Source organism: Volucribacter amazonae (assembly GCF_029783845.1).
GTDB lineage: Bacteria > Pseudomonadota > Gammaproteobacteria > Enterobacterales > Pasteurellaceae > Volucribacter > Volucribacter amazonae.
Genome location: NZ_LWID01000001.1, coordinates 461,021 through 473,996, shown reverse-complemented (window position 1 = coordinate 473,996; position 12,976 = coordinate 461,021). Strand labels below are relative to the sequence as shown.

The following is a 12,976-nucleotide window of genomic DNA, read 5'->3' as shown; positions in this document are numbered from 1 at the left end:
CGGGTTTTTTTATAAATATTTATTCATTTATATCCACAGGAGAACAACATGAAAGTTTTAAAATTTGGTGGGACGTCTTTAGCCAATCCCGAGCGTTTTTTGCAGGCAGCCCAGTTGATTGAGCAGGCACATTTAGCCGAACAGGCTGCCGCGGTTTTATCAGCCCCTGCTAAAATTACCAATCATCTTGTCGCCCTTTCTGAAAAAGCCCCTCTTAATCAATCAACCGATCAGCATATTAGTGAAGCACTAGAGATTTTCTATAATATTATCAATGGATTATATGAAAAAAATAATAAGTTTGATTTAGTGGGAACAAGAAAAATTATTGATCAGGAATTTGCTCAAATTCAGGAGCTATTGGCACAAATGCAACAAACGGGACAATGCCCTGATGCGGTAAAAGCCACCATAGATTCACGTGGTGAAAAACTTTCTATTGTGATGATGAAGGCTTGGTTTGAGGCTTGTGGTTATCAAGTTACCTTGATTAATCCTGTGGAAAAATTATTGGCTTATGGCAGTTATTTAGAATCTTCTGTGGATATTGAGATTTCAACGCAACGTATTCAAGCGGAAACCATTCCAGCGAAAAATGTGGTGTTAATGCCCGGATTTACCGCAGGGAATGAACAAGGCGAATTAGTGTTATTAGGACGTAATGGTTCGGATTATTCTGCCGCTTGTTTAGCCGCTTGTTTGCAGGCATCGGTATGTGAAATTTGGACGGACGTTGATGGGGTTTATACCTGTGATCCTCGTTTAGTGCCTGATGCAAGATTATTATCTAGTTTAACCTATCATGAGGCAATGGAATTATCTTATTTTGGGGCAAAAGTGATTCACCCCCGTACCATTGGACCATTGGTACAAACGAACATTCCTTGCTTAATCAAAAATACGGGCAATCCAACAGCAGCAGGAACAGTGATTAATGCCAATGTGGTTTCTGAACAGTTACAAGTAAAAGGCATTACGAATTTAGATAATTTATCTATGTTTAATGTGTCTGGACCCGGTATGCAAGGTATGGTGGGTATGGCGGCTCGTGTCTTTTCTACTATGTCAAAAGCCAATGTGTCAGTGATTTTAATTACTCAATCCTCATCGGAATATAGTATCAGTTTTTGTGTTCCTACTAAATTGACGGAAGTCGCCTTGACAGCTTTAAATCAAGAGTTTGCTCAAGAACTTGCTTCACAACAGCTTGAGCCAGTGGAAGTAATTAAAGATTTATCCATTATTTCGGTGGTGGGCGATGGTATGCGACAAAGTAAAGGCATTGCGGCTCGTTTCTTTACGGCGTTAGCCCAATCAAATATTAGTATTGTTGCCATTGCACAAGGTTCTTCTGAGCGTTCAATTTCTGCGGTTGTGGCACAAAATAAAGCGATAGAGGCAGTGAAAGCTACGCATCAAGCCCTGTTTAATAATAAAAAAGTGGTGGATATTTTCCTCGTGGGCGTTGGTGGCGTTGGTGGCGAATTGATTGAACAAATTAAAAACCAAAAGCAATATTTAGCAGGGAAAGATATTGAAATCCGTGTTTGTGCTTTAGCCAATTCTAATAAAATGTTGCTAAATGAAAATGGCTTGGATTTAAGCCACTGGCAACAGGATTTGGATAATGCAACTCAACCATCAGATTTTGATGTCTTGTTATCTTTTATTAAATTGCATCATGTGGTTAATCCTGTGTTTGTGGATTGTACTTCGGCGGATTCGGTGGCAAGCCTATACGCACGAGCGCTAAAAGAGGGCTTTCATGTGGTTACGCCAAATAAAAAAGCCAATACCAGAGAATTAGCCTATTATCAATTATTGCGTGATAATGCTCGCCGTAATCAACGTAAGTTTTTATATGATACCAATGTGGGAGCGGGTTTACCTGTGATTGAAAACTTACAAAATTTATTAGCGGCGGGCGATGAACTTGAGCGATTTAATGGTATTTTATCAGGTTCATTATCCTTTATTTTTGGTAAGCTAGAAGAGGGAATGACCTTATCGCAAGTGACTGCTTTAGCTAGAGAAAAAGGCTTTACGGAACCCGATCCACGTGATGATTTATCGGGGCAAGATGTGGCACGCAAATTGCTCATTTTAGCCAGAGAAAGCGGTTTAAATTTAGAACTTAGCGATGTAGAGGTTGAAGGTGTGTTGCCAGCAGGATTTGCCGAGGGAAAATCGGTAGAGGAATTTATGGCAATGTTACCACAGCTTGATGCAGAATTTAGTGCCAGAGTGGAAAACGCCAAAGCCGCAGGAAAAGTTTTGCGTTATGTGGGGCAAATTGAACAAGGTAAATGCAAGGTATCCATTGTGGAAGTAGACAGTGATGATCCTTTGTATAAAGTGAAAAATGGCGAAAATGCTTTGGCATTTTATACTCGCTATTATCAGCCTATTCCATTATTATTGCGTGGTTATGGGGCAGGCAATGCGGTAACCGCCGCAGGGATTTTTGCTGATATTTTAAGAACATTACAAAGTAATGGAGGAATCAATGGTTAGAATTTATGCTCCAGCTTCTAGTGCGAATATTAGTGTGGGTTTTGATACTTTAGGTGCAGCAATTTCCCCTATTGATGGTTCTTTGCTTGGCGATGTGGTACAAATTGAGCCGATTGCACAAGGATTTGAGTTGGATTCTGTGGGCTATTTTGTGCGTAAATTACCTAAAGAGCCACAAAAAAATATTGTTTATCAGGCCTATGTCTTATTTAGCGAACGCTTGAAATTACGCAATGGTAAAATCAAGCCTTTACGCTTGACCTTAGAAAAAAATATGCCAATTGGTTCAGGTTTGGGATCAAGTGCTTGTTCCATTGTGGCGGCGTTAGTGGCATTAAATCAATTTCATCAACAGCCTTTTTCTAAGATGGAATTATTAGAAATGATGGGCGAATTAGAGGGGCGTATTTCGGGATCTATTCATTACGATAATGTTGCTCCTTGTTATCTTGGTGGTGTGCAATTAATGGTGCAATCCTTAGGCAATATTTGCCAAACTTTGCCATTTTTTGATGATTGGTATTGGGTTTTGGCTTATCCGGGGATTGAGGTATCTACTGCGGAAGCCAGAGCCATTTTACCAAAACAATATACTCGGCAAGATGTGATTGCTCATGGTCGCCATTTAGGCAGTTTTGTGCATGCTTGTTATACCCAACAAGCCGCATTAGCAGCATTAATGATGCAAGATGTGATTGCTGAACCTTATCGTGAGACTTTATTGCCTAATTTTGCCGAAGTCAAACAGGCAACACGCGATCTTGGCGCATTAGCTACGGGTATTTCGGGTTCTGGTCCAACCATTTTTTCTATTGCCCCTGATTTGGCACACGCTAGCCGATTAGCTAATTATTTAGAACAGCATTATTTACAAAATAACGAAGGCTTTGTGCATATTTGTAAAGTGGATAATGCTGGTGCAAGAGAATTGTCCTAAAGCAGATTACAGGTATAATAAGCAATTATTTTAAGTATGGAATAACACAATGAATTTATACAATATTAAACACCCCGAACAACAAGTGAGTTTTGCCCAAGCGGTAAGCCAAGGGTTAGGCAAAGATCAAGGATTATTTTTCCCTGAGCATATTCCGCAATTCAGTGAAGAAGAAATTGCTCAATTATTAGCATTACCTCTAGTTGAACGTAGTCAACGCATTTTAGCCCGTTTAATTGGCGATGAAATTCCTGCCGAACAGCTTAATCAAATGGTAGAAAATGCCTTTACATTCCCAGCGCCAGTGGCAAAAGTGGTTGACAATATTTATGCTTTAGAGCTTTTTCATGGGCCAACCTTAGCTTTCAAAGATTTTGGTGGACGCTTTATGGCTCAAGCCTTGGCGAATGTGCGTGGTGATGGCAAAATTACCATTTTAACCGCAACCTCTGGCGATACAGGGGCGGCAGTGGCACACGCATTTTATGGCTTGCCAAATATTGAAGTGGTTATTTTATATCCAAAAGGTAAAATTAGCCCATTACAAGAAAAATTATTCTGTACGCTTGGTGGCAATATTCGTACTGTTGCGATTAATGGCGATTTTGATGATTGCCAAGCCTTAGTGAAACAAGCCTTTGATGATCAAGAATTGCGAGAAAGCATCGGATTAAACTCGGCAAATTCCATTAATATTAGCCGTTTACTAGCGCAAATTTGTTATTACTTTGAGGCAGTGAGCCAATTACCAAAAGAACAGCGACAAAACCTTGTTGTGTCTGTGCCAAGTGGTAATTTTGGAAACCTTACCGCAGGTTTAATTGCCAAATCTCTTGGCTTACCAATTAAACGTTTTGTGGCGGCAACCAATGCGAATGATACTGTACCACGTTATTTGCAAGATGGGCATTGGAATCCTCATGATACCGTTGCTACTTTATCTAATGCCATGGACGTAAGTCGCCCAAATAACTGGCCTCGGGTAGAAGAAATTTTCAAACGTAATGGTTGGGCATTAACTGATCTTCATTCTGCTGCCTTAACTGATCCCCAAACAGAGCAGGCATTGAGTGAACTCTATGGTAAAGGTTATCTCTGTGAGCCACATGGTGCGATTGCTTACCAAGTGTTAAGCCAAGATTTACAAGCGGACGAAACAGGGCTGTTCCTTTGTACGGCTCACCCAGCGAAATTCAAAGAATCGGTAGAACGCATTTTATCCATTGATTTACCATTGCCAGAAGCATTAGATAAGCATAATAAATTGCCTCTCTTGTCTGATGAAATGGCAAATGATTTTGCTACGCTAAGAGCTTATTTGTTAGCGTCATAATGATTTAGAAAAGTGCGGTAAAAATAAATAAAATTTTTACCGCACTTTTTCTGACTTTTTAAAAGCTAGGAACAAACTATGGATTTACACCATATCCGCCAAGAATACACCAAACAAGTATTATCCATTAAACAATGTGCGTCCAATCCTATACAACAGTTTGAACAATGGCAACAGCAAGCCTTACACGCCGAAGTGAATGAGCCTACGGCAATGAACTTAGCCACCGTTGGTGCTGATGGACGTCCGAGTGCCAGAATGGTATTGCTCAAAGAAGTGAATGTACAGGGTTTTGTGTTCTTTACCAATTATTTAAGCCATAAAGGACAAGATCTTGCGGTTAACCCCTTTGCTAGCCTAACTTTTTTCTGGGCGGAATTACAGCGACAAGTCCGCATTGAGGGACGAGTAGAAAAAATCAGTGCGGAACAATCGGATCAATATTTTGCTAGCCGTCCTTATACCAGCCGATTAGGGGCTTGGGCAAGTGAACAAAGTCAACCCATTGAAAATTATCGCAGTTTATTAGCTAAAGCGGCAAAACTTGCCCTTACTTACCCACGTCAAGTACCTCGTCCACCTCATTGGGGCGGTTATGTTGTTATACCTGATATGATTGAATTTTGGCAAGGTAGAGCCAGTCGCTTGCATGATCGTATTCAATATCAGTTTCAACAAGGCGAATGGCATAAACGCCGTTTATCACCTTGATTTTTTGACGTTATTTATTAAGCAAAGTGCGGTGGGTTTTAGTAAAATTTTTATAGTTGTTCTACTTTGATATAAGACGACAAGACTTTCTATTTTATCAAGAAATGTTTATAATTTGCCTGTTTTATTATGTGAATAACCTCAATGTTAGATTGAACTAAGGAGCCTATATGAAAGGTTTAATAAAATTAACGGTTGTTAGTACAGCCATTTTACTTGCTGCTTGCGCCCCTCGTGATACCACACATTATTTATCTATTGATGAAGCATTAAATTCTCCTCAAGCTAAACAAGTACTTAATCCTAATATTAAACTTTATTTTGGTAAGCCTGCACCGGGTAATGTGGTTGCGGCAGGGTTGGTGAGCAATAAAAAAACCAATGCAGCGAATAAGACCGATCAAGGGGCTTGTCAATGGGCGTTTTTATCGGCAGTAAAACAGTTCCAAGATCGTGCGGCATCTAATGGTGCAACTAAAGTAGGCAATTTAGTCAGTTATTATAAGAAAAATACTTATAAAAGTACGACACAGTATGAATGTCATGCTGGCAATATTATTGCAGGTGTAGCCTTAAAAGGTGATATTGTTAAGTAATTTTTCACATTAATATATAATGCCCTGCTGATTAGATAGCAGGGCTATTATATTGTATTTTAAGCAAAACATTGGTAATTTCTACCGCACTTTAAGTTTGTAATTTTTATGTCTAAAAAGCATATTCTTGTTGTATCTTATTCTCAAACAGGGCAGTTGTCTTGTCTTGTGGATCATTTTTTGCAGCCATTAATGCCATTACAGGAAACAGGGCAGGTTGTAATTGAACAATGTGTGGTTAAACCAATTAAGCCTTATCCTTTTCCTTGGACATTATTTTCCTTTTTTGATCAATTTCCTGAATCAGTGCATTTAAAACCTGCTCCCATTGAAATACCACAACTTGAGCGAGAGCATTATGATTTAGTGATTATTGCTTATACCGTATGGTTTTTATCGCCAGCTCAGCCCATTACCGCTTTTTTACAATCAGCACAAGCGAAACAAGTTTTATCTAATACACCCGTTATTACCTTAATTGGGTGTCGCAATATGTGGCTTATGGCACAAGAAAAGGTCAAAATGTTATTGGCTAAAAATGGAGCAAATTTAATTGGTAATATTGTTAAGGTGGATCAATCAAATAGTTGGGCGAGTTTTATTACCACTCCTGCTTGGTTATTAACGGGCAATAAACAAGCGATTTCTTGGTTGCCTTCTGCGGGGATTAGCGAAAGTGAAATCATGGATATGCAACGTTTTGGACGACGATTAAAACAAGTATTGCAGGATCAACAGCCCTTGGATCAAAAGGTTTTTCAATATATGCAAGCGGTAACCATTGATGAAAAATTAATGATGAGCGAGAAAGTCGGACAACGAAGTTTTTATCTTTGGGGAAAGTTACTGTTAAATTGTGGTAAAATTTCGCCGTTATTACGCAAAATTGTACTTTATGTTTATATTTTATTTTTAATTGCTTTGATCTTAACAGTCGTACCGATTTCTGCGTTAATTAAAACCTTATTAAGACCTTTATTAAAAGATAAATTGGCTAAACAGCGAGCTTATTTTGCTGCCCCGTCAGGAGAAGAATAATGTCAAGGTTGCAACAAGTTTATATTAATCATATTGCTAGCTTTTTGCCGAATCAAGCGGTAGATAATGATCAAATAGAGCAAGTTTTAGGCAAGATTGGGGATATTCCTTCACGTGTGCGTAAAATGATTTTACGTTCAAATGGCATTAAACAACGCTATTATGCGCTAGATCCTATTACACGACAAGCAACTCATACTAGCACTGATTTGGCAGTAGAGGCGATAAAAGGCTTAGAGCAGCAAGGTTTTCTAATACAAAATATGGATTTTCTCGCTTGTGGTACGTCTTATCCAGATCAAATTTTACCCGGGCAAGGGGTAATGGTGCAGGGATTATTGCCTAATGCACCAGCTTGCGAAGTGATTACCACCGCAGGGGTTTGTGTCGCAGGTATGGCAGCAATGAAATGTGCTTATCAAGCAATTCGTACAGGTGAGCATCAAACGGCGGTAGCAGTTGCTTCGGAGGCAGCTTCTGCAGTTATGCGGAGTGAGAATTTCCAAGCTGAAATTGCTGAAAAACAATTAATCAATGCGAAACCAGAAATTGGTTTTAGTAAGGATTTTTTGCGTTGGATGTTATCTGACGGTGCTGGAGCAGTGGCATTATCTTCCAGCCCAAATAAAACAGGGATAAGTTTGAAAATTCATTGGATAGAATTAATTTCTTATGCCAATGAAATGCCTGTTTGTATGTATGCAGGAGGAGAGGTTGAACAAGGGCGTTTTGTGAGTTGGAAAGGGAAAGATAGCCAATATCGTGAGCAACATAGTTTAATGGCAATTAAACAAGATGTGAAATTATTAAATGAACATATTGTTGAATATACGGTAGAAAAAGCCTTGCAACGTATTATAGCAAAATATCAATTAACGGCAGATTATATTGATTATTTATTACCGCATTATTCTTCTCATTTTTTTCGCGATAAGCTACTGGCAGGCTTAGAACGTATTAATTTTGTTATTCCATCACAAAAATGGTTTACCAATTTATCCCATAAAGGTAACACAGGATCTGCCTCTATTTATATTATGTTAGAAGAATTTGTGCGTACTCATAGGTTGAGAGCTGGGCAAAAAATACTTTGTTATGTACCAGAAAGTGGGCGTTTTTCTTCTTGTTTTATGTTACTTGAGGTGGTTAATGGAGATTAAGGATATTCCACAAGATAACAGTAAGATTTTTGCTGGGCAGAAAAAAGTTATTTATGCTACAAGGCAAGGAAAATATGAAATGAGTACGACAACAGGGTGGATCGAAGAAGAGTTTGTTACGCAGCAGGCAGTATTGGATTTACAACAAAAGGCACAGGAGGCTTGGCAAGCGGTTAAGTGCGGTCAAAAATCAATAATTTTTTATTTGATGTATAAATATCGTTTTGATGAAACCAGCTTAGCCCAAGCAACGGGGTTATGGAAATGGCAAGTTCGCCGTCATTGTCAGCCTAAGGTATTTGCTCGTTTATCTTGCAAGACCTTAGCGAAATATGCTCAAGCATTTCAGTTATCTATCGCTCAATTAAATCCGTTAGAGTACCATAATGATGAATTTTGAGCAGTTACATCAACATACCGCACATTGTGAAACAGGGGTAATGTCAACCCTATTAAAAGCAAAAAATATTGAACTAAATGAAGCCATGGTTTTTGGTTTAGCCCATGCCTTGACTTTCGTTTATTTACCCTTGTTTAAAATTAGTGGAATGCCCTTAATTTCTTATCGTATGCCGCCACGCAGTATTATTAAAAATGTGAGTCAAGCTTTAAAACTTCCTTTAAAGCAACGTAAGTTTCGTGATCCTCTACAAGGGCAATTTGAGCTTGATCGATTATTGGCTGAAAATAAATTAGTAGGCTTACAAACGTCAGTATTTTGGTTACCTTATTTTCCCCCAGAAATGCGTTTTCATTTTAATGCGCATAATTTATTGGTTTATGCTAAAGAAAATGATGAATATCTTATTAGTGATCCCGTTTTTGAACATGTACAACGTTGTTCCCAGCAAGATTTACAACGAGCAAGATTTGCTAAAGGGGCGTTATCAGCAAAAGGATTATTATATTATCTTGATGAATTACCGCCATCGCCACTTGATAATTTTGCCATTTTGCTTAAAAAAGCAATGGTCAAAAATGCGAAACAAATGCTTGCTCCAGTGCCGTTTGTTGGGGTAAAAGGTATGCGTTATTTGGCTAATACTCTTGAGGGGGTTGCGCATTCTTCCCATACTGAACAATATAAAAAGTTATTTTTGGGGCATATTGTGCGTATGCAAGAAGAAATTGGGACAGGGGGAGCAGGTTTTCGTTATATTTATGCTTATTTTTTACAACAAGCCAGCGAGATTTGTCAAAATCCTTTGTTGGATTCACTTTCTCAGCAAATGACCGAAATTGGCGATCAATGGCGACAGTTTGCTAGTTTTTGTGTTAAACAATGTAGAAAAACACAGGTTGAGGGATACCAACAATTAGCGATAAAGTTACGAGATATTGCATCTCAAGAAGAACAATTATGGCGACAATTAAAAAGAATACGTTAGTGGATTATGATTGATATATCTCAGTTAAGCTATCGCTATCCCGATAGTCAAGATTTTGCTTTACAGCAAATTAATCTACATATTCCTCAAGGTAAAACAATAGGATTACTTGGCTCAAATGGAGCAGGCAAAACAACGTTAATGTCTTTGTTAGCGGGGTTGTTACCTATTCAGCAAGGGCAAATTTACTTGGAGAATATTGCTTTTGCTGACTTAACGAAGTTACAACGACAAAAAATTTCTTTAGTACCACAAGATTTTGCTTTTTATCCTCTTTTAACCGTATGGGAAAATCTTAAATTTTTCGCCGCACTTTATTCTGTAAAAAATGCACATTATTTATCTTCTTTACTTGAAATGACAGGATTAACGCCACAACGTGATAAGTTGGCTAAGCAATTATCGGGAGGAATGAAACGCCGATTAAATTTTATTATCGGTTTAATTAATCAACCTAAAATCATTTTCTTAGATGAAATTACGGTGGGGGTTGATCCACTTTCTCGCCAGTTTATTTTGTCTATGGTAAAACAATTACATGAGCAAGGCATAACCATTATTTATACTTCCCATTATTTGCAGGAAATTGAGCAGTTATGCCAAGAAATTGTTTTATTGCAACAGGGAACAATGGTTTACCAAGGCGATATGGCACAAATTCTTGCACAAAATGATTGTCATTCTTTAGAGCAGTTTTATCTTAATTTTTTGGCTAAACAGGCGGATAACCATGTTAATTAGTGCCATTAATAAAGAAATGCGTTTATTATGCCGAGATTTACATGGTGTTGCGGTATTATTTATGATGCCTGTGCTATTTATGTTTATTATGTCAGCCGCATTAAGCGATGATAATCAGATTAATCAACAGGCAAAAATGGTGTTATTAGGGCAACAAAATGATGATTTTAATCAACAATTTAGCCAAGTCCTCAAGCAACAACATTTTCTGATAACATTAGACAATATTGACGAACTAAAAAAATATCAGCGACAATTACAACAGAATCAAATTGATTTATTGATTGTCAATGTAAATCAACAAGATACCCCATTAGCAGATATTCAGCCATTACAACTTTGGATTAATCCTCGTTTCGATCCTGCTCGCTTATTAGCAATTAAAGGGGCGTTACAGCGTTATTATATACAACAACGTATTACGGATTATTTGCAAGATAACCATATTCAGTTAGCTAATAATCAACAAGAACAAATTAAACAAATAGAGCAACAGGTTAATCAACAGTTAATCCAAAAATTTAATCATATTACTTATTATTTGAGTAGCGAAGTATGGCAAGATATTTATCTTAATGCCCAAGGCGAGCAAATTCATAAACCTAATTCAGTCCAGCATAGTGTACCAGCTTGGTTAATTTTTGGTATGTTTTTTATTTTAATTCCTTTGTCTAATGTGATGACAATGGAGCGACAAACCAATACGATTACACGTTTAGCGATGGCACAAGCATCGGCTTGGCAATTAATTATGGCGAAATTTATTCCTTATTTTATGATTAACCAATGCCAGTTTATGGGTATGGTAGGCTTGGGTTATTTTGTGTTGCCTTTATTAGATATGCCTACCTTTTCTTTAGTAGGGAGTTTTAGGGATTATTTGTTGTTATCCAGTTGTATTAGTTTAGCGGCGTTAGGTTATGGGTTATTGATTAGTGTTATTGCTCGTACTACTGAACAAGCGGTAGTATTAGGTGGCGGTGGGATCATTATTATGGCGGCAATAGGAGGGATTATGGTGCCTACTTATATTATGCCTGAAATGATGCAGATGCTTGCCCATTTTTCGCCAATGGGCTGGGCATTAATAGCTTTTCAGGATTTATTATTAAATCAATATTCATTAGCCCAAATTCAGTTTTATTTATATTTACTAATGACTTTTGGTTTAGTTTGTTTAATGATTGCTGTCTTTATTTATCAATATCAATTAAAAACACAGGTAAGATTTTAATGACATATCGATTTACTTTAGCCACAGGCGAGTTGGAATTAGAGCTTAAAAAATTGATTATACAAGAAACGGAAAAAGAGACATTTGATCCCTTAGATATTACGGATGATGAATTATTATTTGGCGAACAAAGTCGCATACAATTAGATTCATTAGATGCTTTACAAATTGTAGTTGCCTTACAAGCGCATTTTGGTGTGCGTTTAAATGGCGATAGAATGGTAAGAAAATATATGATGTGCGTTAAAGATCTTGCCCAATTTATTCGGGATAGCCAACAATAATGGCAAGCTATTTATATGCGAGTACCTTATTATGTGCCAATAAACTAGGTAAAAAGCCCGCTTATTTGTTTGATACGCATAAAGTATTGCCCTATTTTTCGGTTTTTTCAGAGGATCGTTTAAGGTTATCGCAACTTTATCAATATATTGAGCAACAACTTGAAGATTGTCTTGAACAAGCACAATGGTCGTTACAGGAAATGAATAAAATTCCTATTTTCCTTGGTTCTACGGGGTATGTGATTACCGATTGTGAAGCAAGATATTGTGAGGATAAATCTTTACCTAATCCTCATCGCTTAACCCACATTAGTGATTATTTAGCACAAAAATATCAGACACAGGTATTTAATTTTGCAACCTCTTGTACTTCATCAGCTCAAGCAATCTATTATGCGAGTAAAATGTTAAAGCAAAATAATTGTCAACGAGCCATTGTGATCGGTTTTGAAAGTTTTAATCGACTTACTTTTGAACATTTTCACGCAATGGGATTATTAGCAGAGTCATTTGATTATCAGCCATTTAATTGTCAACAAGAGGGCATCATTTTAGGCGAAGGAATAGCCTGTATTGCGTTATCACAGCAACCTAATCCTCAATTTCGTTGTGAGTTACTTGCGGAGCAAAGCCTAACAGATAATGGTAGCTTGACTAATATTAACACACAATTTTTAGGGGAATTATTACAAAATATTTGCCATATAGGCGGTATAGAAAAAGCTCAATTAAATGCCATTAAGGTTCATGGTGTGGGTGGTATTTCTGATCAGACTGAGTTAGAAGTCCTACAACAATATTACCCTAATATCCCTTTATTATTGGCGAAACCTCAGTTAGGACATTGTTTAGGGGCAAGTGGAGCAATGGAAACAGCATGGCTGTTACAGGCTTTACAACAAAAGCAAAAAATATCTATGTTAAAAAATAGTCAAAATCTGACCGCACTTGAAACGAGATTAGCCAATGGATATTACTTAACTTATTTTTTAGGTTTTGGTGGGAGTAATCTAGGTTGGTTACTAGATTGGGAAGATTAA

Annotated in this window: 13 protein-coding genes; all 13 read left to right on the top strand. The window is 37.5% G+C overall.

The features are described from left to right. Positions 1 to 48 precede the first annotated feature (48 nt). A complete protein-coding gene (gene thrA / locus A6A20_RS02365) occupies positions 49 to 2,514 on the top strand; it encodes a bifunctional aspartate kinase/homoserine dehydrogenase I (protein WP_279571962.1) in 2,466 nt (821 codons plus the stop codon). Continuing rightward, the gene (gene thrB / locus A6A20_RS02360; RefSeq protein ID WP_279571961.1) at positions 2,507 to 3,451 is read left to right on the top strand and encodes a homoserine kinase; all 945 of its coding nucleotides are present in this window, start codon (positions 2,507 to 2,509) and stop codon (positions 3,449 to 3,451) included. The genes thrA and thrB overlap by 8 nt, the downstream gene beginning before the upstream one ends. Positions 3,452 to 3,500: 49 nt before the next feature. Then, positions 3,501 to 4,784, top strand: a complete 1,284-nt coding sequence (thrC, locus tag A6A20_RS02355) for a threonine synthase (protein ID WP_279571960.1) — start codon at positions 3,501 to 3,503, stop codon at positions 4,782 to 4,784. 78 nt (positions 4,785 to 4,862) lie between these two features. Then, positions 4,863 to 5,495 (top strand): pyridoxamine 5'-phosphate oxidase, encoded by a 633-nt coding sequence (gene pdxH, locus A6A20_RS02350; protein WP_279571959.1) that lies wholly within the window; start codon positions 4,863 to 4,865, stop codon positions 5,493 to 5,495. A 170-nt stretch (positions 5,496 to 5,665) separates the two neighbouring features. After that, the gene (locus tag A6A20_RS02345; protein ID WP_279571958.1) at positions 5,666 to 6,091 is read left to right on the top strand and encodes an excinuclease ABC subunit A; all 426 of its coding nucleotides are present in this window, start codon (positions 5,666 to 5,668) and stop codon (positions 6,089 to 6,091) included. Between the two features lie 108 nt (positions 6,092 to 6,199). Beyond that, positions 6,200 to 7,129, top strand: coding sequence for a dialkylrecorsinol condensing enzyme (locus tag A6A20_RS02340; RefSeq protein WP_424585402.1), 930 nt, complete (start codon positions 6,200 to 6,202; stop codon positions 7,127 to 7,129). After that, positions 7,129 to 8,289: a beta-ketoacyl-ACP synthase III gene (locus tag A6A20_RS02335; RefSeq protein WP_279571957.1), complete on the top strand. Its 1,161-nt coding sequence runs from the start codon at positions 7,129 to 7,131 to the stop codon at positions 8,287 to 8,289. The genes A6A20_RS02340 and A6A20_RS02335 overlap by 1 nt, the downstream gene beginning before the upstream one ends. Then, positions 8,279 to 8,689 carry a helix-turn-helix domain-containing protein gene (locus A6A20_RS02330; RefSeq protein WP_279571956.1) on the top strand — a complete coding sequence of 137 codons (411 nt, stop codon included), beginning with the start codon at positions 8,279 to 8,281 and terminating at the stop codon, positions 8,687 to 8,689. The genes A6A20_RS02335 and A6A20_RS02330 overlap by 11 nt, the downstream gene beginning before the upstream one ends. Continuing rightward, positions 8,676 to 9,677: a BtrH-related acyltransferase DarH gene (darH, locus tag A6A20_RS02325; RefSeq protein ID WP_279571955.1), complete on the top strand. Its 1,002-nt coding sequence runs from the start codon at positions 8,676 to 8,678 to the stop codon at positions 9,675 to 9,677. Before A6A20_RS02330 ends, darH begins: the two co-directional genes overlap by 14 nt. A 6-nt stretch (positions 9,678 to 9,683) precedes the next feature. After that, positions 9,684 to 10,418 carry an ABC transporter ATP-binding protein gene (locus A6A20_RS02320; protein ID WP_279571954.1) on the top strand — a complete coding sequence of 245 codons (735 nt, stop codon included), beginning with the start codon at positions 9,684 to 9,686 and terminating at the stop codon, positions 10,416 to 10,418. Beyond that, positions 10,408 to 11,652 (top strand): ABC transporter permease, encoded by a 1,245-nt coding sequence (locus A6A20_RS02315; RefSeq protein ID WP_279571953.1) that lies wholly within the window; start codon positions 10,408 to 10,410, stop codon positions 11,650 to 11,652. The genes A6A20_RS02320 and A6A20_RS02315 overlap by 11 nt, the downstream gene beginning before the upstream one ends. Then, a complete protein-coding gene (locus tag A6A20_RS02310; protein ID WP_279571952.1) occupies positions 11,652 to 11,936 on the top strand; it encodes a phosphopantetheine-binding protein in 285 nt (94 codons plus the stop codon). The genes A6A20_RS02315 and A6A20_RS02310 overlap by 1 nt, the downstream gene beginning before the upstream one ends. Next, the gene (locus tag A6A20_RS02305) at positions 11,936 to 12,976 is read left to right on the top strand and encodes a beta-ketoacyl synthase N-terminal-like domain-containing protein (RefSeq protein ID WP_279571951.1); all 1,041 of its coding nucleotides are present in this window, start codon (positions 11,936 to 11,938) and stop codon (positions 12,974 to 12,976) included. The genes A6A20_RS02310 and A6A20_RS02305 overlap by 1 nt, the downstream gene beginning before the upstream one ends.